Origin of the sequence: Sulfuricaulis limicola, from assembly GCF_002355735.1 — a bacterium.
Taxonomy (GTDB): Bacteria; Pseudomonadota; Gammaproteobacteria; order Acidiferrobacterales; family Sulfurifustaceae; genus Sulfuricaulis; species Sulfuricaulis limicola.
This window is the reverse complement of record NZ_AP014879.1, coordinates 2710403-2734560: the sequence shown is the minus strand read 5'-3', so window position 1 is coordinate 2734560 and position 24158 is coordinate 2710403. Positions and strand designations below refer to the sequence as shown.

General features: G+C 61.5%; 24 protein-coding genes and 1 riboswitch. Of the genes, 19 read left to right on the top strand and 5 right to left on the bottom strand.

Annotation, left to right across the window (positions count from 1 at the left end; all coding sequences use genetic code 11):
• Positions 1 to 23: 23 nt before the first annotated feature.
• The 6 genes from rfaQ to SCL_RS13245 are packed head-to-tail and all read left to right on the top strand — an operon-like array spanning position 24 to position 6741.
• Positions 24 to 1103, top strand: coding sequence for a putative lipopolysaccharide heptosyltransferase III (gene rfaQ, locus SCL_RS13270; RefSeq protein ID WP_096361658.1), 1080 nt, complete (start codon positions 24 to 26; stop codon positions 1101 to 1103).
• Positions 1100 to 2233 carry a glycosyltransferase family 4 protein gene (locus SCL_RS13265; protein WP_096361657.1) on the top strand — a complete coding sequence of 378 codons (1134 nt, stop codon included), beginning with the start codon at positions 1100 to 1102 and terminating at the stop codon, positions 2231 to 2233. The genes rfaQ and SCL_RS13265 overlap by 4 nt, the downstream gene beginning before the upstream one ends.
• Positions 2230 to 3192 carry a glycosyltransferase family protein gene (locus tag SCL_RS13260; RefSeq protein WP_096361656.1) on the top strand — a complete coding sequence of 321 codons (963 nt, stop codon included), beginning with the start codon at positions 2230 to 2232 and terminating at the stop codon, positions 3190 to 3192. Before SCL_RS13265 ends, SCL_RS13260 begins: the two co-directional genes overlap by 4 nt.
• Before the next feature lie 4 nt (positions 3193 to 3196).
• Positions 3197 to 4294, top strand: coding sequence for a glycosyltransferase family 4 protein (locus SCL_RS13255; RefSeq protein ID WP_096361655.1), 1098 nt, complete (start codon positions 3197 to 3199; stop codon positions 4292 to 4294).
• Positions 4295 to 4315: 21 nt separating this feature from the next.
• On the top strand, positions 4316 to 5503 hold the full coding sequence (locus SCL_RS13250; protein ID WP_096361654.1) for a glycosyltransferase family 4 protein: 1188 nt from the start codon (positions 4316 to 4318) through the stop codon (positions 5501 to 5503).
• Positions 5504 to 5505: 2 nt separating this feature from the next.
• Entirely contained in the window at positions 5506 to 6741 is a 1236-nt protein-coding gene (locus SCL_RS13245; protein ID WP_096361653.1) for an O-antigen ligase family protein, read from the top strand.
• Here SCL_RS13245 and SCL_RS13240 read toward each other — a convergent pair.
• The gene (locus tag SCL_RS13240; RefSeq protein WP_096361652.1) at positions 6738 to 7520 is read right to left on the bottom strand and encodes a glycosyltransferase family 2 protein; all 783 of its coding nucleotides are present in this window, start codon (positions 7518 to 7520) and stop codon (positions 6738 to 6740) included. The genes SCL_RS13245 and SCL_RS13240 overlap by 4 nt on opposite strands.
• Before the next feature lie 27 nt (positions 7521 to 7547).
• On the opposite strand from SCL_RS13240, the gene waaC reads away from it, so the two are divergent.
• Positions 7548 to 8513 carry a lipopolysaccharide heptosyltransferase I gene (waaC, locus tag SCL_RS13235; RefSeq protein WP_096361651.1) on the top strand — a complete coding sequence of 322 codons (966 nt, stop codon included), beginning with the start codon at positions 7548 to 7550 and terminating at the stop codon, positions 8511 to 8513.
• Entirely contained in the window at positions 8510 to 9781 is a 1272-nt protein-coding gene (waaA, locus tag SCL_RS13230; protein WP_096361650.1) for a lipid IV(A) 3-deoxy-D-manno-octulosonic acid transferase, read from the top strand. Before waaC ends, waaA begins: the two co-directional genes overlap by 4 nt.
• 201 nt (positions 9782 to 9982) lie before the next feature.
• On the opposite strand, the gene SCL_RS13225 is transcribed toward waaA, so the two are convergent.
• From SCL_RS13225 to SCL_RS13215, 3 genes are all read right to left on the bottom strand, one after another.
• Complete coding sequence (locus SCL_RS13225; RefSeq protein ID WP_096361649.1) at positions 9983 to 10402, bottom strand: YybH family protein; 420 nt, start codon at positions 10400 to 10402, stop codon at positions 9983 to 9985.
• A 21-nt stretch (positions 10403 to 10423) separates the two neighbouring features.
• On the bottom strand, positions 10424 to 10744 hold the full coding sequence (locus tag SCL_RS13220; protein ID WP_172426085.1) for a rhodanese-like domain-containing protein: 321 nt from the start codon (positions 10742 to 10744) through the stop codon (positions 10424 to 10426).
• A gap of 154 nt (positions 10745 to 10898) precedes the next feature.
• A complete protein-coding gene (locus SCL_RS13215; protein ID WP_096361647.1) occupies positions 10899 to 11561 on the bottom strand; it encodes a protein-L-isoaspartate O-methyltransferase family protein in 663 nt (220 codons plus the stop codon).
• A gap of 214 nt (positions 11562 to 11775) precedes the next feature.
• Positions 11776 to 11873: riboswitch (TPP riboswitch) on the top strand.
• Positions 11874 to 11921: 48 nt separating this feature from the next.
• On the opposite strand from SCL_RS13215, the gene thiC reads away from it, so the two are divergent.
• From thiC to SCL_RS14185, 9 genes are all read left to right on the top strand, one after another.
• Complete coding sequence (gene thiC / locus SCL_RS13210; protein WP_096361646.1) at positions 11922 to 13811, top strand: phosphomethylpyrimidine synthase ThiC; 1890 nt, start codon at positions 11922 to 11924, stop codon at positions 13809 to 13811.
• A 103-nt stretch (positions 13812 to 13914) separates the two neighbouring features.
• Positions 13915 to 14376, top strand: coding sequence for a mobile mystery protein A (locus SCL_RS13205; protein WP_096361645.1), 462 nt, complete (start codon positions 13915 to 13917; stop codon positions 14374 to 14376).
• 4 nt (positions 14377 to 14380) lie between these two features.
• Positions 14381 to 14968 carry a mobile mystery protein B gene (locus tag SCL_RS13200; protein ID WP_197702645.1) on the top strand — a complete coding sequence of 196 codons (588 nt, stop codon included), beginning with the start codon at positions 14381 to 14383 and terminating at the stop codon, positions 14966 to 14968.
• 57 nt (positions 14969 to 15025) lie between these two features.
• Complete coding sequence (locus SCL_RS13195; protein ID WP_096361992.1) at positions 15026 to 16195, top strand: MFS transporter; 1170 nt, start codon at positions 15026 to 15028, stop codon at positions 16193 to 16195.
• 128 nt (positions 16196 to 16323) lie between these two features.
• The gene (locus tag SCL_RS13190; RefSeq protein ID WP_096361643.1) at positions 16324 to 17085 is read left to right on the top strand and encodes a hypothetical protein; all 762 of its coding nucleotides are present in this window, start codon (positions 16324 to 16326) and stop codon (positions 17083 to 17085) included.
• Between the two features lie 211 nt (positions 17086 to 17296).
• Positions 17297 to 18244, top strand: coding sequence for an alpha/beta hydrolase (locus SCL_RS13185; RefSeq protein ID WP_096361642.1), 948 nt, complete (start codon positions 17297 to 17299; stop codon positions 18242 to 18244).
• Between the two features lie 319 nt (positions 18245 to 18563).
• Positions 18564 to 20429, top strand: coding sequence for a restriction endonuclease (locus tag SCL_RS13180; protein ID WP_148665103.1), 1866 nt, complete (start codon positions 18564 to 18566; stop codon positions 20427 to 20429).
• A 208-nt stretch (positions 20430 to 20637) separates the two neighbouring features.
• Complete coding sequence (locus SCL_RS13175; RefSeq protein ID WP_096361640.1) at positions 20638 to 21180, top strand: Panacea domain-containing protein; 543 nt, start codon at positions 20638 to 20640, stop codon at positions 21178 to 21180.
• Positions 21181 to 21480, top strand: a complete 300-nt coding sequence (locus SCL_RS14185; RefSeq protein ID WP_148665102.1) for a hypothetical protein — start codon at positions 21181 to 21183, stop codon at positions 21478 to 21480.
• Positions 21481 to 21676: 196 nt separating this feature from the next.
• Here SCL_RS14185 and SCL_RS13170 read toward each other — a convergent pair whose 3' ends face one another.
• On the bottom strand, positions 21677 to 21979 hold the full coding sequence (locus SCL_RS13170) for a hypothetical protein (protein ID WP_096361639.1): 303 nt from the start codon (positions 21977 to 21979) through the stop codon (positions 21677 to 21679).
• 433 nt (positions 21980 to 22412) lie between these two features.
• Here SCL_RS13170 and SCL_RS13165 point away from each other — a divergent pair, with 433 nt between their 5' ends.
• Positions 22413 to 23339: a DUF2167 domain-containing protein gene (locus SCL_RS13165; RefSeq protein ID WP_096361638.1), complete on the top strand. Its 927-nt coding sequence runs from the start codon at positions 22413 to 22415 to the stop codon at positions 23337 to 23339.
• A gap of 21 nt (positions 23340 to 23360) precedes the next feature.
• Positions 23361 to 24086 (top strand): site-2 protease family protein, encoded by a 726-nt coding sequence (locus tag SCL_RS13160; protein ID WP_096361637.1) that lies wholly within the window; start codon positions 23361 to 23363, stop codon positions 24084 to 24086.
• Positions 24087 to 24158 lie beyond the last annotated feature (72 nt).

Below are 24158 nucleotides of genomic sequence, written 5' to 3'. Positions count from 1 at the left end.
TAAAATCTGCTATCGTTGGCGCGATGCTCAAGGACGCCGTCGATCTCTCGACCCTGCACCGCGTGCTGGTGGTCAAGCTGCGCCACCTTGGCGACGTGTTGCTGACCTCCCCGGTTTTCACGGTTCTCAAGAATCACGCGCCACAGGTCGAGATCGACGCGCTGGTGTACCGCGACACCGAACCGATGCTGTCCGGCCATCCCGCGATCGCCAATGTGTTCACCATCGACCGCGCCTGGAAGCAGGAGGACTGGACCGCGCAGATGGCGCACGAATGGCGCCTGTTCCGCGCGCTGCGCGCGCGCCATTACGACCTGATCGTGCACCTCACGGAAAAGTCCCGCGGCGCGGTGATCAGTCTGCTGCTGAAGCCGCCTTACAGCGTGGCGCGCGACTATCCCGCCAAGCGCGGGCGGCTGTGGCGCAACAGTTTCACCCACCTGTACCGGGCCCCGGACCAGCGCCACACCGTGGAAATGCATCTGGATGCCCTGCGCCGGATCGGCATTCAGCCGCGGGCGGACGAGCGCCGCCTCACGCTGGTGCCCGGGGCCGAGGCCGAGCGCTCGGTGCGCGAACTGCTGGCGCGCCACGGTCTGGCGTCCAAGGGCTTTATTCACCTGCATCCCACGTCGCGCTGGATGTTCAAGAGCTGGACCACGGAAAAAAACGCGGCGCTCATCACCGCTTTGCAGGAAGCGGGCGAGTCGGTGGTGCTGACCGCCGCGCCGAGCGAGCCCGAGTTGCAATACGCCGCGCGCATCACCGCGCGCCTGAAGAAACCGGTGGTGGACCTGTCCGGCAAGCTCAACCTCAAGCAGCTGGCGGCGCTGACGGCACAGGCGAAATGTTTCGTCGGCGTGGATTCCGTGCCCATGCACATCGCCGCGGCGGTGCAGACGCCCTGTGTCGCCATGTTCGGGCCGAGCAACGAACTGATCTGGGGTCCGTGGCAGGTGCGCCACCGCGTGCTGACCTTGCCTTACTCGTGCCGGCCCTGCGGGCAGGACGGCTGTGGCAACAGCAAGATATCCGAGTGCCTGACCGGTATTACCGTCGAAGAGGTTTTGAGCGCGGTCAGGCAGATTCTGGCGTCGGCATGATGGCGCCGAGGGTGGCCTTCGTCCGTCAACGCTATGCGCAGGATGGCGGCGCCGAGCGCTTCGTGTCGCGCGCACTGGAAGCGCTGAAAACCCGCAACGTGCAATTGACTTTGATCACGCGTGAATGGCGCGGGGGAGAAGGCTTCGAGGTCATCACCTGCAATCCGTTTTATCTCGGACGGCTGTGGCGCGACTGGTCGTTCGCGCGCGCCGTCTGCCGCGATCTGGAAAAAAGACCGTTCGACCTGGTGCAGTCGCACGAGCGCATCGCCTGCTGCGACATCTACCGCGCCGGCGACGGCGTGCATCGAGAATGGCTCAAGCAGCTCACGCGCGTGCGCGGGTCTTTGGGGCGTCTCGGCATCATGCTTAATCCTTATCACTGTTACACAAAGCGGGCCGAAAAACGGATGTTCACCAGCCCGCGCCTCAGGGCGGTGATCTGTAATTCACGGATGGTGAAGGATGAGATCAGGCGCAACTTCGGCGTGCCGGACGCGAAGTTGCATGTGATCTACAGTGGCATCGACACCTCGGTTTATCATCCTGATCTGAAAACACATCGCGCGGAAATTCGCGCGCGTCACGGGATCCCGGAAAGCGCGACGCTGTTTTTGTTCGTCGGTTCCGGGTTTGAGCGCAAGGGTGTGTCGGCGTTGTTGCAGGCCATGACCAAACTTCCGGAGCACGCGTTTTTGCTGGTGGTGGGACGGGACAAGCATGCCGACCGGTTCCAGCGTCGCACCCGTGCGCTCGGCCTGGCCGGGCGCGTGTTCTTTGCCGGGGCCCAGGGCGATGTCAAACCTTATTATGGAGCGGCCGATGCGCTGACCCTGCCCACGCTTTACGATCCGTTTCCCAACGTGGCGCTGGAGGCGATGGCCAGCGGTCTGCCCGTCGTTATCAGTCTCCAGTGCGGGGCGGCCGAGTTGATCGAGAACGGAAACAACGGTTTCGCCGGCGATGCCCTGGATGTCGAGGGACAGGCCGGGTTCATGCGCCGTCTGCTCGATGCGGAAACCCGGCAACGCCTGGGACGGGCCGCGCGCCGGACGGTGGAGCCGTTGACGCTTGCCGCCATGAGCGACAGGCTGGCGCAGCTCTACCGCGGTTTGCTCGCGCCGCCATGAAGTTCATCGTCAATTACCGCAACTTCGTTCCGATCCGCGAGGGCCTGGAAAGCGGCGGCTACACCGTATATGAAAACCTGTGGAACCCGTCGGACGAACAATTGCAGGATTGCGACGGCTACCTGATCGACATGTACGACGCCATGAAGCGCCCGTGGGACACGCTGCGGCTCAAGTCGCGGCTGCGCCGCCGCCGCATCCCGCTGATCGGATGGAACCGCGACGCGCCGTGGAACAAGGGCGCCAAACGCCGCCGCCTGTGGTGGTTCCGCCAGCTGCGCGTGCTGGACATCTACATGGCGCACAGCCTCCAGGGGGCCACGGCGTTTGCATCCGAGGTGCGCTATCTGCCCAACGCCGCGTGGACCTCGCGTTACAATCTGGCCGGACGCACGCTCGCGGAGCTGCGCGACCCGCGCGGCTACCGTCATGACGTCTCCTTCGTCGGCACGCTGGATGCGCGGAAATATCCTGAATTCACCGGGCGCGCGCAATTTTTTGCCGAGCTGGAACGGCGCCTGGCCGGTTTCGGCGTCTCGACGTGGTTCCGCCACGGCAAGGACACGCCGTTCCAGGACCAGATCGAGCTGATCCAGCGCAGCCGCATCAACCTGAATTTCGGCGCGGCCTGCGACGACGGTCCCGAGAAAAGCTGGGGGCTGCCGGAGCGCTGCTATGGCGTGCCCGCGTGCGGCGGGTTTCTCCTGAGTGACACGCGCGAGCATGCCGCGAGTGATTTCGATATCGGAAAGGAATGGGTGGATTTCACGAGCATGGAAGATTGCGTCGGCAAGGTCAGGCATTATCTGGCGAACTTTCCGGAGGCGCGCGCTATCGCCGAGCGCGCCCACGCGCGCGTACTCCGGGAGCATACCTATGAGCACCGTGCCCGCACGATCGCGGCGGCCGCGCGGGAATGGAAGGCACGGATGGAAAGCCGTACCACGCCGGCATACTGACGCCATGCATATCGTTCACACCGAGGCCTCGTGCGGCTGGGGCGGACAGGAAATACGCATCCTGACCGAGGCCGAAGGCATGCTGCGCCGCGGGCACCGGGTGACGCTGCTGTGTCCGCCCGAGGCGCGTATTTTCGCCGAAGCGGAGCAGCGCAAGATTCCCGTGGTGGCGTTGCCGATCGGGCGCAAGCGCCTGCCGGGCGTGCTGGCGCTGCGCCGCTGGCTCAAGGCCGTGCCGGTCGACGTGATCAATACGCACAGCTCGACCGACACCTGGCTGGTGGCGCTGGCCTCGCGCCTGCTCGCGCAGCCGCCGCCGCTGGTGCGCACGCGCCACATTTCGGCGTCGGTGCCGAAAAACCGGCTGACGCGCTGGCTGTACCAGAAGGCGACCCGGCACATCGTTACCACCGGCGAGAAATTGCGCCTGCAGCTGATTCTGGAGAACGGCTACGATCCCGCGCGCATCACCTCGGTGCCGACGGGCATGGACACGGAGTATTTCGTGCCCGGCCACCGCGCCGCCCGGCGCGCGCAACTGGGGATCGACGCCAACGTGCTGGTCATCGGCATCGCGGCCACCCTGCGCAGCTGGAAAGGACATGAATACCTGGTCCAGGCCTTCAGCCGCCTGTCCACGCGGCCGTCGCGGCTGATCATCCTGGGAGACGGGCCGCAGCGCGAGACCTTGCGGCGGCAGATCATGGAGCTCGGTCTCCAGGACCGCGTCTTCATGCCCGGCGACCAGCGTGACGTGTTGCCGTGGTTGCAGGCGATGGATATTTTCGTGCTGCCGTCCTACGCCAACGAGGGCGTGCCGCAGGCGATCATGCAGGCGATGTTGTGCGCGCTGCCGGTGGTGACGACCCCGGTCGGCAGCATCGGCGAGATCGTAACGCACGATGCCACCGGACTGCTGGTCAGGCCGAAGGACGCCGAGGAACTGTGGCAGGCGCTGGAAAGACTGGCCGCGGACGCCAGCCTGCGCAGCCGTATCGGGACCCAGGCGCGGCAGTTCGCGCTGGCGCACTTCGGGCTCGACCCGATGCTCGACCGGATGGAAAAGGTGTTCGCCGGCGCCATGGCCGGCACGCGCCGATAACAGCCTGCGCGCAGCCTCCCCATGAAATTGCGGATCATTTACCTGCACCGCCTGGAGTTCACCGGCTCGGGCCAGACGCTCCAGGTGTTGCGCGATTACGCTTCGCTGATGCGCCATGGCCACGAAGTGCATCTGTTCTATCGCGCCGCGCGCGCCCTGTCCGGCGCGGAACTCGATGATGCCGTGACGCGGCACGGGCTGTCGCCACAGGCCGGTTTGCAGTTTCATTGCATTCCCGAAGGATGGGGCGGGAAGCGCCGCCTGGTCCAAGCCGCCGATGCGCTGATGGGCGCGAGCGATGTTCCCGTGGCGCTGGTGACGCGCACCATGGATCATGCCCGCCTGGCGCTGGCCCTGCGCCGGCGCACGCACCCCCGTCCGGTCCGGGTGATCATCGAGCTGCACGAGGGCGCGTTCCCGCACATGGTCTATCGGGAGCGCGGCCGGCGCGCGCGGGCCTGGTTCAGCCGGCGCGGCGAGCGTTATGTATTGCGTCAGGTGGACGGCATCGTGGCTACCGTGGGATCGCAGGTCACGCTGCTGGACGAAATTTTTCCGGAACATGCGCGCGTGGCGGTGCTTCCCAACGGCGTCGATCTCGCGGCCTTTGCCGGCGCGGCCGGCGCGGGCAAGCGCGCCGATGGTGGGTTTCACCTGCGTTACGCCGGCCAGTTCCTGGCGTGGAAGAACACCGATATCCTGATCGAGGCGCTGCAATATCTGCCGGCGCCGGTCGTGCTGGATCTGGCCGGCGGCAAGCCCGGCGCGGAAGCGCAGACGCGTCAGGCGCTCGAGTCGGTGGCGCGGCGTCATGGCGTTGAACAGCGGGTTCGCTATGCGGGATTCCTGTCGCCGCCGGACGTGCCGGCCTTCCTGATGCAGGCGGATGTCTTGCTGCTGCCGCTGGGCGGCAATGTGCAGTCCCGCTATTTCACTTCGCCGATGAAACTGTTCGAATACGCCGCCAGCGGCGTGCCCATGATCGTGGCGCGCCAACCGACCACGCTGAGCCTGGTGCGGGATGGCGAAGAAGCATTGATGGTCAGCCCGGACTCGGCGCAAGAACTGGCCGCGGCGGTGAACCGGCTCATGGCTTCACCGGAGCTGGCCGCCGCACTGGCCGACCGCGCCCGCGCCTGGGTCCGGCAGTATTCCTATGAGGAACGCGCGCGGCGTTATCAGGATTTTCTCGGGCAGATATTCAACTGACCATGTCCACTGCAAGTTTTTCCGGCAAGCTCGAACTGTTTCTGTTGTGCCTGCTGCTGTTCGTCTTGCCGACGATGGAGAGCCCGAAGACGCTGGCGCTGTCGCTTTACGTCGCGGTGTGGCTCGGGCGGCGCGCCTCATGGCCGGCGCTGGCGCGGTTCCGGCCGGACCGCATCGAGCTCGCGCTGCTCGCCGTGCTGGCGGCCGGCGTGATCAGCACGGCGGTGAACTGGCCGTTTCCCGACGGTTCCAAGGGCGTGCTCGATGTCCTGCGCTACGTGATTCTTTTCTGGTGCATTTACCGGGCAGGGTACAGCGAGCCCCAGCTGCGCCTGGCCGGTTATGCGCTGGCGCTCGGCGTGTTGACGGGGCTGGGCTACGGCGTGCTGGAAGTAATGCAGGGCACGCGCGGCCAGCTCGAGTTTCATTCCGCCGGCGTGGTGACGCAATCGGCGATCTATCTCGGCATGGCCGCCATCGCCGGCATCGGCTTCGTGGTCGCCGGACTGCAGAATCGGGAAACTCCCGGCCGCCGGCTGTGGTTCTGGATCACGGCGACCATTGTCATGATCATCGGGCTTTTCGCCATGGGCAGTCGCGGCGCCATGATGGCGTTCGTCGGCATCGTGCTGCTGCTGCTGATCGTGATCAATCAAAGACGTTTCTGGTATGCGGCGCTGGTCGTGCTGGCCGTGGCGGCGGCATCGGTCGTCGTTCTGCCGTCCAGTTTCAACGCGTCGCGCGCCTGGCTCAAGCTGGAACAGACCCTGACGCACAAGACCATGGCTCCCGCGGATCTGGAGCGCGCACATGTGTGGCGGGTGGCGCTGGCGCACCTCCAGCGCGGCGAGCACCTGTGGTTCGGCGTCGGGCCCAAGAATTTCCATTCGATTGACGCCGACGCGGTCCCTCTGCCCGAGCCGTTGCGGCCGGCTGGCTTCCGCCTGACGCACGCCCACAACATGTTTCTCAACAAGCTGGTGGAGGAAGGAATATTCGGGCTCGCGGCGCTGCTGCTGTTTTTCGGGCTGGTCGCGGCGGCGTTGATACGCGGCGCCAGGGCGGGCGGTTGTCACCGCTGGACATGGATCGCCGGGGTCGGCGCGCTGCTGATGCCGGCGATCGCCGGCTCGTTCAATACGCCCTTCCAGCAGGAGCACGCCATGCTGGCGATGGCGTTGATGGCGATGTACCTGGGTCCGCGCCGCATTCCGGGCGCCCGGGGCGCGGCCGGTTAGTCCGGTTTTCGGTTTTCTCGGCGGCGCAAATCGATCAGCTTGGCGTACTTGCACCAGCTGTTGAAGCAGCCGATCGAGATGTGCACCAGCCCCGGCACGCCGTCGAGAAATCCCAGGCGCACGAAATAAAACTTGATGAAGCGGAACACCGGACTCAATAGCAGCTTGAGCGGGTTGGCGTGCCGCCCGGCGCGATGCATCGCCTCGGCCTGCAGCGTGGTGTAGCGGTTCTGCTTTTCCAGATAATCGGCGATACCCTGTTCCGATTCGTGCAGCAGGTCGCCCGGCAGCGTGATGATCTTGCCGCCGGTTTCCACTTTTTCGTGCACCGGGTCGTCGCTCCAGCGCGCGTGCCCCCGGTGATACAGCCGCAGACTCCAGTCCGGATAGCCCTCGCCGTGACGCAGCCAGCGGCCCATGAAGCGGTTGCGGCGCGCCATGCGGCAGGCCTGAAAGTTCGGCGCCGCCAGCGCTTCCCGGATGCTTTCGCGCAGTTCGTCGCTTACGCGCTCGTCCGCATCCAGCGACAGCACCCAGTCGTGTTTGGCCTGGCGCGTGGCGAATTCCTTTTGCCCGCCGTAGCCCAGCCAGTCCTGGTGCAGGACCCGCGCGCCATGGCGGCGCGCGATCTCGAGCGTGGCGTCGGTGCTGCCGGAGTCGACCACCAGGATTTCATCGGCAAAGCTGACGCTTTGCAGGCAGGGTTCGATGCAGGAGGCCGCGTTGCGGGTGATGATGACGGCGGAAACAGGGAGTCTTGTTCCGGATGGTTCTGCCATGGCGTCATTCTATGCGAAAATCCGCGCGTGCGTTTATTGATAATAAAAACCTCCTCGCTCGGCGACGTGATTCACAACCTGCCGGCGGTCTCCGATATCGTTTCCCGCGCGCCCGGCGTCGAGATCGACTGGTTGGTGGAGGAAGGCTTTGCCGAGATTCCGCGCCTGCATCCCGCGGTGCGCCGGGTGATTCCGGTGGCGTTGCGCCGCTGGCGCCGCGGCCTGCTAAGTCCGGCCACGTGGCGCGAGTTCGCGCGCTTTCGCCGCGAGCTGAAAGCCGAAAGCTATGACAAGATCATCGACACCCAGGGACTGGTGAAAAGCGCCTGGCTGGCGCGCCTGGCGCGCGGCCCGTCCTGCGGGCAGGACCGGACCACGGCGCGCGAATCGCTGGCGGCCGGTTTTTACGATCAGTGCTTTCATGTGCCATGCGGTCGGCACGCGGTCGAGCGCAATCGCGATCTCGCGGCGCAGGCCCTGGGGTATCCGTTGCCGCAAACGCCGCCCGATTACGGCATCCGTGCGCCCAAGGCGTCGTTTTCCTTCACCGTCCCGAAAAAATTCATCGTCGGCCTGCACGCCACCAGCCGCGACAGCAAGCGCTGGCCGGCGGCGCATTGGGTCGCGCTCGGGCAGGAGCTGGAAGGCCACGGCATCGCCTTGCTGCTGCCATGGGGCAGCGCCGCGGAAGAACAGCACGCCCGTGAGATCGCGCAGTCACTGAAGCGGGCCACGGTGTTGCCGCGCCTCAGCCTGCGCGAACTCGCCGCGCTCATGGGTCGCGCGCACGCGGTAGTGGGCGTGGACACCGGGCTGGTGCATCTGGCCGTCGCGCTCGGCCGCCCGACGGTCGCGATCTACACCGATTCCTCGCCGGCGCTGACCGGCGTGCTCGCCACCCGCTCCGGGAGCGCGTGCAATCTCGGCGATGTCGGCCGCGTGCCGGAACCGGTGGCGGTGAAACAGGCGCTTACGGGTTTGGGTCTGTTATGAGCCGCCATCTCTACATCTGGTTGCTGCGCCTGCTGACGCCGTATGTGCTGCTGCGCATCATCTGGCGCGGATTCAGCAACCCGGATTACTGGCGCCGCATCCCCGAGCGCTTCGGCTTCATCGAGCCGCTGCCGCCGCCGCGCGCGATCTGGATCCACGCGGTGTCGGTCGGCGAAGTGCGCGCCGCCGCGCCGCTGGTGCACGAACTCACCGTGCGTTATCCCGAATACCCGCTGCTCATCACCACCATGACGCCGACCGGCTCGGCGCAGGTGCGTGAGCTGTTCGGCGGCAGTGTCGCGCATTGCTACGCGCCCTACGACTACCCCGGCGCGGTCGAACGCTTCCTCGACCGCGCCAACCCCGTGATGGCGGTCGTGATGGAAACCGAGCTGTGGCCGAACATCTTTCATTTGTGCCGGGCGCGCGCGATTCCGGTGTTCGTCACCAACGTGCGCATGTCGGAATCCTCGATGCGCAAGTACCAGCGCTTCGCCGGGCTGGCGCGCGCCACGCTGCGACAGGTGAGCCGTTTCGCCGCGCAATCCCGGGCAGACGCGCAGCGGCTGCTCACGCTCGGCGCCGTCCCGGAAACCGTCGAGGTTACCGGCAGCATCAAGTTCGAGATCAACATGGGCGCGAGCCTGCGCGAGGCCGCCGAGGTGCTGCGCCTTGGCTGGGGCCAGGACCGCCCCGTGTGGCTCGCGGCCAGCACCCACGAGGGCGAGGAGGAGCTGGTGCTGGCGGCTCTGGCGCAGCTGAAAAGGCAGGCGCGCTTCGCCAACATGCTGCTGGTGCTGGTGCCGCGCCACCCGGAACGCTTTGCGGCCGTGGCCCGGCTGTGCAAAAAGAACCATCGCATCGCGCTGCGCAGCGAAACGCCCGGCGCGATCGACCCGGCGGTCGAAATCCTGGTCGGCGACACCATGGGCGAGCTGCAACTGTTTTTCGGCGCCGCCGACATCGCCTTCATCGGCGGCAGCCTGGTGCCAACCGGCGGCCACAACCTGCTGGAGGCCTCGGCGGTGGGCAAGCCGGTGGTGTTCGGCCCGCACATGTTCAACTTCCAGGAAATCAGCCAGATGACGCTGGAGCGCGGCGCCGGGGTGCAGATCCAGTCGCCGCATCAGCTGGCGCCGGCGGTGTCGGATTTTCTCGGCAACGCCAACCGCCGCGACAGCGCCGGCCTCGCCGGCCGCAAGATGGTGGAGGAAAACCGCGGCGCGCTCACGGCCAACATGCGGTTGATCGAAGAATTATTGAAATAAGCCGGGACCGCGGATTAACGCGGATCAAAAACAGCTCGGTAGGGCGAGTTAACTCGTAGGGCGGGTTAGTCGCGCAGCGACGTAACCCGCCGGATGCTACGTGGCACACGGTTTCCATTCGGCGCAATACGCTTCGCTATTGCGCCCTACGTGTTACTGTTTTTTTAATCCGCGTTCATCTGCGGTTCCAAAAAATAATATTTAATGCAGCGTCGGCGTGCCGGCCTTCGCGGCCGGCGGCGGAGAGGGCGAGGCGTGGTGCAGCACCATGCGCCAGCCGCTGTCGGTGAGACGGTAGACGTTGGTCGCGTGCATCGGCGTGCCCGGCGGTTCGTTGCCGGTGCGGACATGTTCCTCCACGACGTGAATCGCGAACGACCCGTCGCGCCCGCGCGAGCGGCCGTTGATCATGATCTGCATCTCCGGCGAGTTGCGGAAAATCCCTTCCCAGGATTCGCGAATGGCGGCGCGTCCGACCAGGATCGGGCCGAGCGGATGGATGCAGCTGATGTTGTCGTCCGCGGCCCACACCTCCATCATCGCGTTTACGTCGCGCTTGATGAAGGCGGCGTAGAAGGCGGCCTCGGCTTCCTGCGGGGTTTCGTAGCGGGTTTCGTCCATGACCGTCCGTGGCTCGCGCCTTTAGTAGGTCGGCATCTTCGGGTCGATGTCACGCGCCCAGGCGGCGATGCCGCCCGTCACGTTGTTGAGCTTGCTGAAACCCATGCGCTCCAGGTACAGCGCCACCTGCTGGCTGCGCATCCCGTGATGGCACAGCACCGCGAGCTCGGCATCCTTCGACAACTCCGGGTAGCGTGCCGGGACCGCGCGCATCGGGATGGAGACGGCGCCGGGCAGCGAGCAGATGCCCAGCTCCCACGGTTCGCGCACGTCAATCACCACCAGGTTTTTCTCGCCCTTGTCGAGCTTTTCCTTAAGCTCCTGGACGCTCATTTGACGGATCATGGGGAAATTACCGATCAGTAGCTCGCTGAAAAAATGTTCGTCACACCGGCGAAAGTATCGTAGGGTGCGCTGAGCGTCAGCGAAGCGCACCGGAAAAAGCTGCAATGATTCCGGATCAACATTTCTAATCCTGTTAATCCTGTCTATTCAATCAAAACACGAAGCGGGCGGGTTCGAGCGCGTTCTGCAACTTCGGAATGACGGTTTCGAACAGCGATTTTTCCTCGAAGGAATGCTCGCCGAGCCGGCGGATGCGCCTGACTTCCATCGCCGGCGCCGTGCCCACGATCGCGATCAGGCGCCCGCCGATGGCGAGGCTCTGCTGGAACGCCGCGGGCAGGATCGGTGTCGAGCCGGTGAGCAGGATCACGTCGTAAGGTTGCTGGCGGTCCCAGCCGCGCGCGCCATCGCCGGTTTCGAGGGTGATGTTGCGCACGCCGTGGTGCGCGAGTCTGGTCGCGGCCTCGACGGTGAATTCGGGGCGGATCTCGACGCTGATGACGTGCCGCCCGAGCGCCGCCAGCAGCGCCGTCATGAAGCCGCTGCCGGTGCCGATTTCGAGAATCTTGTCGGCAGGGTTGATCTCCAGTTCCTGCACCAGGCGCGCCTCGAGCTTGGGCGCCATCATCACCTCGCCGTGGCCGAGCGGGATGTTCATGTCCGCGTACGCGAGGTTGCGGCAGGCCGCCGGCACGTAGTCCTGGCGCGGCATGCGCGCGATCAGCTCCAGCACGCGGTCGTCGTGCACCAGCCAGGCTCGCATCTGGTTGAGGATCATGGAGGTACGCGCGACTTCAAAATTCAGTGAATCCATAAAACCACTCGGAGTAAGGCCAAAGAGGGTGCCTAGCCTATTAAGTTTGTTTGGGGCGTGCAAGCCGAGGGCTTTTATACGCCTATTCAGGAAGACGTATTAATGGAATCGCGCGCTTCGCGCGCGCTCACATAAAAGGCCTGGACCCCCGCTTTCGCGGGGGGCGACTTCGTCGGTTGCATTCCCCCCGGGAATCCTTTAGCTTGAAACCAGCTGTATGAGCTAGGGGTGCCGGCCCGGTGGCCGGCTGAGAGATCACCCTTCGAACCTGACCCGGTTAGTCCCGGCGTAGGAAAGCTTCCTGAAGCCTCCTCATTCTTTCCCCGCTCATACCCCGATTCGTTTAACGAGGTAGTCATCATGAGCGCCAACCCCAAGGATTTTCTGCAACCGGCTTCGACCCTGTCGCACGAGGCCATCCGCCCGTTCCCGGCCTCGCGCAAGATTTATCAGCAGGGCAGCCGCCCCGACCTGAAGGTCGGCATGCGCGAGGTCACGCTGACCCCGACGCCCTCGAGCCACGGCGCCGAGGAGAACCCGCCGATCACGGTGTACGACACCTCCGGCCCGTACACCGACCCGAGCGCCCACATCGACCTGCGCGCCGGCCTCGCCGCCCTGCGCGAGCCGTGGATCCTGGAGCGCAACGACACCGTGCAGCTCGACGGCCCCAGCTCCGAATATGGCCGCGCCCGCGCCCGCGACCCCAAGCTCGCGCACCTGCGCTTCGAACACATCCGCAAACCGCGCCGCGCGAAGAGCGGGGCGAACGTGTCGCAGATGCACTACGCGCGCAAAGGCATGATCACGCCCGAGATGGAATACATCGCCATCCGCGAGACCCTGCGGCTGAATGAATTGCGCAACGATCCGCGCTACACCCGGCTTTTGAGGCAGCATCGCGGCAATGCCTTCGGCGCCGCCATCCCCGAGGAGATCACGCCCGAGTTCGTGCGTGACGAAGTCGCGCGCGGGCGCGCCATCATTCCCAACAATATCAACCACCCGGAATCCGAGCCGATGATCATCGGCCGCAATTTTCTGGTGAAGATCAACACCAATATCGGCAACTCGGCGGTATCTTCTTCCATCGAAGAAGAAGTCGAGAAAATGGTGTGGTCGGTGCGCTGGGGCGGCGACACGCTCATGGACCTGTCCACAGGCAAGAACATCCACGAGACGCGCGAGTGGATCATCCGCAACTGCCCGGTGCCGGTCGGCACGGTGCCGATCTACCAGGCGCTGGAAAAGGTCGACGGCAAGGCCGAGGAACTCACCTGGGAAATCTACCGCGACACGCTCATCGAGCAGGCCGAGCAGGGCGTGGATTACTTCACGGTCCACGCCGGCGTGCGCCTGCCGTGGATCCCGCTCACCGCCGAGCGCGTCACCGGCATCGTCTCGCGCGGCGGCTCGATCATGGCCAAGTGGTGCCTCGCGCATCATCAGGAAAGCTTCCTCTACACCCACTTCGAGGACATCTGCGAGATCATGAAGGCCTACGACGTCGCCTTCTCGCTCGGCGACGGCCTGCGCCCCGGCTCGATCGCCGACGCCAACGACCGCGCCCAGTTCGCCGAGCTGGAAACGCTCGGAGAACTCACCAAGATCGCGTGGCAGCACGACGTGCAAACCATGATCGAAGGCCCGGGCCACATCCCGATGCAGCTGATTAAAGAGAACATGGACAAGGAACTCGAAGACTGCTTCGAGGCGCCGTTCTACACGCTCGGGCCGCTGACCACCGACATCGCGCCCGGCTACGACCACATCACATCCGCCATCGGCGCGGCCCAGATCGGCTGGTACGGCACCGCGATGCTGTGCTACGTCACGCCCAAGGAACACCTGGGATTGCCCGACAAGCAGGACGTGCGCGACGGGATTATTGCCTACAAAATCGCCGCGCACGCCGCCGACCTCGCCAAGGGCCACCCCGGCGCGCAGCTGCGCGACAACGCGCTGTCCAAGGCGCGCTTCGAATTCCGCTGGGCCGACCAGTTCAACCTCGGCCTCGACCCGGAAAAGGCGCAGGAATTCCACGACGAAACCCTGCCGCAGGAAGGCGCTAAGCTGGCGCACTTCTGTTCCATGTGCGGCCCGCATTTCTGCTCCATGAAGATCACGCAGGAAGTCCGCGACTACGCCGCCAGCCAGAAGCTGTCGGAAGCCGAGGCGCTTCAGAGAGGTATGGAAGCCAAGGCCGTGGAATTCGTGAAGCAGGGAGCGGAGATTTACAAGAAGGCCTGATGTTATCGCTTGAATTGTAAGCTTATATACTTACGTAATTAATAAAATAGTAAGTCTATACATTTACTATTTACAATAAAAAGTAAGTATATATACTTACTTAATGGTCAAGAAATACCAGAAAACCGCCCTTGAGCAACTGGATGCAAGTCTGGTCCGGTTTGCGCCGCTGCGTGATTTGCCGCCACCCAAAAAAGGCTGGATCCGGGCGATCCGGGACGCGCTCGGTATGAGCGGACGCCAGCTGGGCCGGCGCATGGGCGTCAGCAAGATGTGGGTTGGAGACATGGAGCGCCTGGAGGCGAGCGGCGCGACCACGCTCAAAACCCTGCGGCGCGCGGCCGAGGCCATGGACTGCATGCTGGTCTATGCCATCGTTCCCAAGACCACGCTCAAGGACACCTTGCTGAAACAGGCCAGACAGAAAGTCCGGCAGGACCTGGCGCGCGCCTCGCATACCATGGCGCTGGAAGATCAGGCCCTGGCAAAAGATGAAGCGGCGAAGGCCACGGAAGCCGCCGCCGCGTCCCTGCTGCACAAGTTGCCGAAAACATTCTGGGACTGAGCGCGTGAGCGAAACGCGGACGACCGGCGCCACACCGCTGGATCCGGATGAAGCCGAAGGCTTGATTCCTACCCACGTCACCACCCGGGAGGAGCTCAATCGCCTGGAGCAGGAAAACATCGTCGAGGCCATGCAAGGCCTGAACACGTCGCGCCCCAAATCCATTCTCGACGAAGCCTTCATCCGCAAATTGCATCGCCAGATGTTCGGCCGCGTGTGGAAATGGGCCGGGAAATTTCGCACCAGTGACAAGAACATCGGCGTGCCGAAGGCGCACATCGGTGTAGAGCTGCACAAGCTGTGCGAGGACACCAAGGCGCAGATCGAACACAAATCCTACCCGCCGGATGAAATCGCCTGCCGCTTCCATCATCGGCTGGTGTGGATTCATCCGTTCCCCAATGGCAACGGCCGCCACGCGCGCTTGCTCACCGATCTCCTGCTGGAAAAGGTTCTGCACCGGCCGCCGTTTACCTGGGGCGGTATGAGTGGCGTCCCGCAAGGCGAAGTCAGGGTCGCCTATCTAGATGCCTTGCGCGCCGCGGACAAGGGCGATTACGGCAAGCTGACCGAATTCGTGCGTCGGCCATAGGCAAGACTTGGCCGGAACACATGTTGTTTCCGGAGCGTGATGCGAGATGAAAATGCCATGAGCCCCGATCGCGTGACCACCCGTTCCGCCCTCGCCGTCATCGTCCTCGCCGAACTGCTGGGCGCCTCGCCGTGGTTCAGCGCCAACGCGGTCGCGGATTCATTGCACGCGGCCTGGGGGCTGACGCCGCTCGAGCTGGGGCACCTGACCAGCGCCGTGCAGCTCGGCTTCATCAGCGGCACCCTCGGCATCAGCCTCTCGGGCCTCGCCGACCGCTTCTCCGCCAGCCGCATCTTCGGCGTCTGTGCCGTGCTCGCCGCGTTTGCCAATGCCGCCTTCGCCATGTCCCCGGGGCTGTCGGACGCGCTGTTCTTCCGTTTTCTCACGGGCATGGCGCTCGCCGGGGTGTACCCGATCGGCATGAAACTGGTGGTGAGCTGGGCGCCGGAGAAAGCCGGCAACGTGCTCGGCTGGCTGGTGGGCATGCTGGTGATCGGCAGCGGCCTGCCGCACCTGGTGCGCGGGCTGGACGTGGCGGCCACGTGGCAGGGCGTCATCTACTCGGCGTCGGCGCTGGCCCTGGTCGCCGCGGTCATGGTCTGGTGGCTGGGAGACGGGCCGCATCACGGCAAGTCGCGCCGGCTGCAATGGGGCGGGGTGCTGCAGTCGTACCGCCTGCCGGCGTTTCGCGCCGCGTCGTTCGGGTATTTCGGCCACATGTGGGAGCTGTACGCCTTCTGGGCCGTGATGCCGTTGCTGATCGCGCACCTGGGCCTGGTCGACGACGGACATGCCGTCTACCTCGCGGCGGCGGCGGTGTTCACGGCCGGCGGTATCGGTTGCATCGCCGGCGGCCTGGTCAGCCATCGCTGGGGCAGCGGCAAGGTCGCCATCCTGGCGCTGGCCGGCTCGGCGCTCTGCTGCCTGCTTTATCCGCTGGCGCAGGGTCTGCCGGGATTCCTGCCGGTGCTGCTGCTGATCGCGTGGGGATTTTTCGTCGTGGCCGATTCGCCGCAGTTCTCGGCGCTGGCGTCCAAGGCCTGCCCGCCCGAACGCGTCGGCAGCGCGCTCGCCTTCATGAACGCCATCGGCTTCGCCATCACCATCCTGTCGATCGAACTCGTGACCGCCTTCTGGGGAACGGCGACGGAGCGCGTCGCCTGGCTGCTGCTGCCCGGGCCGGTGCTGGGCCTGATCGCCATGCGCCGGTTGTGGCGGCGCGCCTGAGCGCGCCACGCCGTGTGTCCGGCAAGACTTAACAAGGGCCGGGGTCCCGTGGAAAATGTCCCCTGGGTTTACGTCGTCAAAAAAGGGACGTTTCATCATCAATAACAATATTTGCGAAGGAGCCGCACATGCCTGATACCACCACCGCCGCTTACGTCATCGATCGCATCGTCGCCAACACGCTCACCTATTCCTTGTTGCTGGCGGCCATCGGCACCCTGTCCATGGCCTTCATCGAGCTGGTGAAAGGCGTCACCGGCTTGCGCCGGTACTTTCACCGCCGGGAGTTCAACCGCTGGATGCAGGACCCCGCTTCGCGCAAGGAGACCATGATCCTCACCACCGGCGGCGTGCGCTATGAAAACGTGCTGTTCGAGCAGCCGATCGAACGCATGCTCGGCCAGATCCAGGCGGCGGCCAACCTGTCGCTCGAGTTCCCAGACCGTTATCCGAACGCCTACGCCTTCTTCGCCAAAGAGGACCTGGAAGTCAAAAAGATGCAGACGACGGCGCGCCACAAGCCCGACAGCGAACTGTGGGCCGATTTCGCCGAACACACCGCGCGTGTGGGCGTCACCGCCAAGGCCGGCGCGCGCCTGGAAGAAGAGTCCCGCGCCGCGCAGCAGGCGCGCGTGCGCCTCGGCAACCTGATCGCGCGCCGGCTCGATGCCTTCCAGAACCGCACCCAGTACCTGTGGGCGCGCGGCAACCAGCTCGCCGCCGTCACCATCGCCGCCCTGCTGACGGCCTATGTGCTGACACGCAATAAAGACATCACGGGACCGGAGGACTTCATCGCGCTGCTGTGCTTGTCGCTGCTGGCGGGCATGGTGGCGCCGATCGCCAAGGATGTGGTCAGCGCCATCAGCGGGATTCGTACCAGGGCCTGATCATGCCCGGGGCTCAGGAACGGCTGAAAAAGCCTGCGAAACATCCAGTGCCGTCACCGCAACATCCAAAGCCGTCATTCCCGCGAAAGCGGGAATCCAGTGCCGTTTATGTCATCGCGCGCAAAGCGCGCGATACCATTCAAAACCTGGATGCCCGCCTACGCGGGCATGACGACAAACAAAATATGAAACTACCGTACAGACCTTAACCATGCCCACAGCCAAAAGAATCAAACTCTCCTACCGCGAATCCGCCGTCGGCGGCGAGGTCAAGGCGATCCCCTTCGTCTCGGACACGGCGGCGCTCGCAAGCGCGCAGCATATCGTCCTGCTCATCCACGGCTACAACAACGACACCGAAGCCGCGCAGGAAGCCTACGAAGGCTTTCACCGGCGCCAGGGCGAGCTCGGCGCGGACGCGCGCTACGGCCTCGGCCGCACTTTCGTCGAACTCTACTGGCCCGGCGACGGCGACTGGGGCATCGCCTCGTTCCTGTTCTACATGAAGAGCATCCAGCACGCGATCCAGACCGCCGAATCGCTGGCAAGCTTTCTCGCCTCCAACGCCGCGGGCGCCAGCCGCATCGACATCGTGGCGCATTCGATGGGTTGCCGCCTCGCCTTCGAATTGATGCGCGCCCTCAAGGCTCAGCCATCCGCGCCGGCGGTCGGACGCATCGTGTTCATGGCCGGCGCGGTGCCCACGTTCATGCTCGAGAGCCAGAAGCCGCCGCGCCGCCTGCGCCCGGCCTATGACCGCGTGTTGCGCGAAGGCGCGCGCAGTCTCTACTCCGGTTCCGACATGGTGTTGGCGTACGCCTTTCCCGCCGGGCAAAGCCTCGGCCAGGGCGAGGAAGGCGCCTACCCGACGGCGCTGGGGCACGAGCGCTGGGTGGACGCCACCGTGCCGCTCAACCTCGGCCAGCAGGAGAACCCCGGCGCCGGCCACAGCGACTACTGGGGCTGGAACGCGAAACCCAAGCCGCTGCAACGCGCCACCAGGGCCGCCACCGAAATCCGCGACTACCTGCAATTCGCCTCCACCGGCCCCCGCGCCATCGCCGACCGGCCGCTGGAAGAGCGCGACGCCATCGAAGCGCGCGAACAGACGAACGCACGCGAGCAAATCGCGCGCGAGATCGTGAAGTGGGGGGATTAGGAGTCCCCCGCTTGGAACTGGCGCGCTGGGGCGGAAGCACGTCGCCCGCAGCGTCGCGCCCAAGCATATCGCCCGGCGGATCAAGGAAGATCGCGACGGGCTGATCGAAGAGCTCAAAGCGTCGTTGAAATAGCTGGGGGCGGAGATTTAAGAGAACCTGAAGGAATATTAGCTTTCACTCATAAAGGCCTGGATACGGAAGTGTTCGGGCTTTTTCGTTTTGGCGGGGGTATATTTGTTGAAAATATTAATAATGAGAAGATTTGATCTTGAACCACCGTTTTCTTAGTTACCAAATTAACCAAAGCTAGCGAGAATCGTGACATCTATACAGGACGATTCGCTGAAAAAAAGCGAAAAACAACAGAACGGCAGTCACGCTCTAGCATATTTGTTGGGAGTTCTTGGATTATTTTCGGTCGGTGATGCTGAGTCGATATGGCGGATTTCGTTAGGCGCGCTCTTTTTTGCTTCTGCTTTGTTTGTTTTAGCAAAGGCTCGCTTACTGCGTTGGCTCGGAAATCCAGGCAAGAAGTTGCCGGCAATAACTGAACCACAAGAATTGAGTGAGCCTTGGCCGCCCGATCCAAAGGATGACGCTGTAATACGCGATCTTAACCAGTGGCAACCAAAGGAAATCGAAACCATCAGGTTCCCTAAGTGGCTTCCTGGTCAGCTCGAGCTTTGGGAAGAGCTCAACGATAGTGCCGATTTTGCAACGGTGAAAGAAATCGAATCATTAGCTGGTGCACCAAATATCTGTTCTCCACCATATCACTTGCTAGATGAGCCGTCTGATTTTCCAGAATTGAAATCATTTGCTGAAACCAAGCCACCGCAAGAACCAGCATATGTGCGCATGACATATCCTGCCGGAAAGTTAACGCTGCCAGAATGGCAAGGACCATGGAGATTCTTAAATATGTTTGTTCGCATGGCTCATGCAGATCTGATAGCTAGGTACACAAGTCTCGAAAAAGAGCGTAACAATCGAGAAGCGACAGCAGTCAATCTGAATCGCGCGCGTCGTATCGCATGGCAGGCTGCTGTAGAACGACATCGTTTGTCGGCTGCGCGACAGGCTCAAGCATTGAACACTGCTCAAAAAGATTATATGGAGGCAAAGGAAAACTATGTGAAGGCACGGAATGCTGAACTCGAACCACTGCGGAAAGTACGTGTGCAACTAGCTAATCCAACACCGGAGGCAATAACGCAACACTTTGATCTGGCTCTACGGCGTCTTGCGCTCCCTGCATTCGTGTCGCGAGAGTGGATGTTGCGTTTTGAACCAGAGACTAAAACGCTCCTGCTCGAACATAGGTTCCCGGAGACGGCTCGATTAGTGATTACCAAGGGAACTTGGGACAAGAAACCGGTCGCCAAGACTCTGACGAAACGGCTATTACGTATGATCCAACCGGCGCTCTGCTTAAAATTTTCACGAGCCATTGCAGACGCCGATAACTTCAATTTTATAGACGCAATTATTGTCAACGGATGGGTAGATTATTATGAGCGTGCAACTGGGCATCCAAAACGTGCCTATTGTGCGAGTCTTGTAGTAAAGAAAACGGAAATTCTAAAGGTAAATCTTGATACAGCAGACCCTGTAGTGGCTTTTTCTGCCCTGAGAGGGGCTAGCGCAGGTGATGCGTACGAAACCGCGCCGGTATTGCCATCATTACGGCTTCAGACAGATGACATTCGCTTTATTGAACCACGCGCAACACTTGAGAAGATGGCGCGCGGCGAGAACCTTGCTGCCATGGATTGGGAAGATTTTGAGCACTTGGTGCGCGAGCTATTTGAACGGGAGTTTGCGGCTAACGGAGGCCAAGTAAAAATCACGCGAGCGAGCCGCGACCAGGGCGTGGACGCGATCATATTCGATCCCGATCCATTACGCGGTGGAAAAATTGTTATTCAAGCCAAGCGATACACCATGCCTGTTGATGTATCCGCAGTACGTGATCTTTACGGGACGGTACTCAATGAAGGGGCCAATACGGGAATACTTGTTACGACGAGCCACTATGGTCCTGAAGCTTACGAATTTGCACAGAACAAACCGTTGAAACTAATCAACGGTTCCCAACTACTTGGACTACTCGAAAAATCTGGATACCGGTTCAGAATCGATCTTGCGGAAGCAAGAGCGCTTATAACGAAGCAGCAAATGTAGCTGCCAGCTAGAAGCTGTTGGAAGAAGAGGCGCTTCATAAAGGCATGGAAGCCAAGGCGGTGGAGTTTGTGAAGCAGGGGGCGGAGATTTATAGGAAAACGTAAAAGTATTGGCTTTAATTAAAAAGCCCTAGCATGTAAGGATTCGGGTTTTTTATTGTTGTGGAGTAATATTTGCTTTAAATGGGACCTACTATTGAGCCTGCATAATGAACTTCAATCCAGAGAAATTTAAAGCCCTCGTACATTATGTATGCCGCACATGTACCGACCCGTCTAAGTTGAGTGCTACCAAGCTTCATAAGATTCTGTGGCTAGCGGATATCTACGCGTATAAACACGTTGGAATGCCTATTACCGGCGAAATATACAAGAAAAACTTGTATGGCCCATTTTCTACTCACCTGGATAGTGTTGTGGATCAGCTACGGAGAGAAAACTTACTGTTTGTTCATGAGGTGGATGTGAATTGGGGAGAAGGTAAAACGCGTCGAGAATTTATTGGGAAAGGCGACGTTAATAAATCTTTTTTTTCAGAAAGGGAAGCGCAGATCATTAATGATGCGCGAGACTATGTATGTGAAAACCACACAGCCGTATCGATAAGCGACAAAACACATGACGCCATTTGGGAAATGGCGTTAATGCATGAGCCGATTCCCTATGAGGCAATGCTTGTGTCCAGATTGGCAAAAGTGACAGAAGAAGATATTGAATGGGCTAAATCGGAATTAAGGAAGATCAAACAATAAATGAAGAAAGGGAATCGTCCTCAATTGAGGACGGTCATTGAACAGCCTTTAGTTGCAGCGCGCATCAAACAATCTAAGGGGGAATATCCTCGCCTAGAAGAAATGTTTGAGGCTATCAAATGGACATTAGCACGTAATCCATTGCGTGGGGCAGTGCCGATTTCTGAATCTGAAGAAATCGTAGGTTACGTGATTAAAACTCTTCCTTGGAAAATCGGCAGGGTTCCATCTTTAGATATTCTTTATAAGTTGACTGATAACGAGGTTATAATTGAATCGCTCTCAATTCGTGAAGAATAACAAGGCAAGTTCAGAGTTACTCCAAAAAATGGGGTCACAAAAACTGGCGACAGATCACAGTTTCCGCTAATACACCTGTTCAGATTTCACTTCAGTTCAATCACGGCCAATTTTACGGATAAGCAACCCCGTCATCAGATTAAAGAGCCAAGCTCGATTTTTTTCTTGAATTTTTATCGCGGCCCTTGATTGTTTATCACGCATCCACGCCTTGCCGGTTCCGGCGCATTTTCCGGAACAGCGAGAACTCCCAGGGCCGGTAGGCGAACATCAAACCGACATTCATTCTCTTTTCAAGCGGCAGCGCCAAATCCTGTTGGTGATGGCTGGAGAATTCACGACTCAATTCATCCAGCTTGCGCAGGATGAGCTGGCGTGATCCCTCGCTCAGCATGCCAGACAGGTATCTGCGGTACCGGCCTTCGCCGTCGAACTTGCCGCCGAGGAATTCCGTCTGGGCCTGTTCCCGGAAGAAAAGCTCGATCGGCCCGTGGGGCAACCAGCGAAAGTCCTTGGCGACCCCAGAATAATTAAAGGGGTCAGTACCCTTTAATCGCAGCTTTCACCTCGCTTCAATCACGGCCCCGTTTCTGGATCAGTAACCCGGCCATCGAGACGAGCACTTCATATTGCATGGCTGCCGCCATCGCCACATCACTCTTTGCAAGCGGTCGAATTCGTGAAGCTTGGCGCGGCGATTTATAAGAGTATTCAGCCTTTTCTATTCTTTCATCCGAGATGATCTATATATAGGAAAGGCATCTGAGTTGAACAGCAAATTTCCCGGTGGGCAGGCTGGGACTATCCGCATAGATCGCAATTCCACCGCGTCGTTAATGTATTGCGCGCTACAGCGAGGCCTGGACAGGTGTCTCAGGCCGCTGGATGAAAACTTTTGGCTGTCCGAAAAAATGTGATTCAGGGAGAAAACCATGACTACGAAAAATTCTTTTGGTGTCGTCCCGCTGGTCCTTTTGGTGTTGAGCCTCGCCTTGCCGATGGCGCTGCCGGCCGCTGAAACCCCTTCGGCGGCGGATCAGGAATACGAAGCGGCCGTCAAGGCGGCGAGCCAGGTCCTGCAGCGCGGTCCGACTGAGGCCAAGCTGCTTGACCAGGCAACTATCAAACTGCCGGAAGGCTACGGATTTATTCCATCCAGGGAAGCCGGGCGGTATTTGCGCGCCATCGGCAACGTGCTGCACGCCGATCCGGTAGGGCTGATCCTGCCCATCGGTGAGAACCGCGCCAGCTGGTTCGTCGTGGTCGAGTGGGACAAGGCGGGTTACATCAAGGATGACGACGCCAAGGACTGGAAGGCGGACGAACTTCTCGACAGCATCAAAGAGGGCACCAAGGCTGGCAATGAAGAACGCCGGTCGCGCGGAATTCCGGAATTGGAGGTGATTGGCTGGGTCGAGACACCGAAGTACGATGCCATGAGTCACCAGTTGGTGTGGTCAGTCTCCTCGAAGCATACGGGCGATACGTCAAGCAGCAACCGCGGCATCAACTACAACACTTATGCTCTCGGCCGCGAAGGTTATTTCAGCCTGAATCTCGTCACCGATCTCAATTCGATCGAAGCCGACAAGCCGGCTGCACGGACCTTGCTGTCTGGCATGAATTTCACCGGTGGGAAGAGCTACGCGGACTTCAACTCGTCCACCGACAGGGTTGCCGAATACGGACTGGCGGCGCTGGTGGCGGGCGTAGCGGCCAAGAAACTCGGTCTGCTGGCGGTGATCGCGGCGTTCTTCGTCAAGTTCGCGAAAATCATCGCCGTCGTCGGCGTGGCAGTCCTGGTCAGCCTGCGCAAGTGGTGGAAAGGCCGCGAGGGTGGCGGTATGCCCAAGACCTGATCATTACCTGCGGCAACCTGCATGAAGACGCTGCTGATTCTTTTCGGCGGACTCAAATTCGGCAAACTGTTTCTGACCGGCGGCAGCATGCTGCTTTCCGTTTTCGCTTACGCCTGGATTTTCGGCTGGTGGTACGCGGTCGGGTTTGTCGCGCTTATCTTCGTCCATGAAATGGGTCATTACCTCGCCGCGCGTCAGCGCGGCCTGGATGTGGGCGCGCCGACCTTCATCCCGTTCGTCGGTGCCTGGATCGAGCTGAAGCAGTTGCCACACGACGTGGAGACCGAGGCCTACGTGGGTTTCGCCGGGCCGCTGATCGGTTCGGTCGGTGCTCTCGCCTGTTACTTTCTGGCGCGCCAGTATGACAGCAATCTGCTGCTGGCCCTGGCCTACGCCGGTTTTTTCATCAATCTGTTTAACCTGATTCCGTTGTCACCCTTCGATGGCGGGCGCATCACGGCGATTATTTCGCCGCGCGTGTGGCTGTTGGGAGCGCCGATTCTGATCGGACTTTTCTTCTATCACCCGAGTCCGTTGCTGATTCTGATGGCGCTCTTGGCGGCGCCCAACGTCGTCAAGGCATTCAAGTTCGACCCCAAGGCGCCGGAAAATCTGGCGTATTACAGCGTCAAGGCCGAAACCCGCGTAACCTATGCCATCTATTATCTCGCGCTGACCGCCTTCCTGGCGGTGATCGCCGGTGATGTCCACGATATGCTGGGGAGTATCCGCGCCACCGGCCATTAAACTGATTAAAGGGGTCAGTACCCTTTGATCAGCGTAAATCCGGCTCAGAGTCGAATTCTCTCCATATATAAG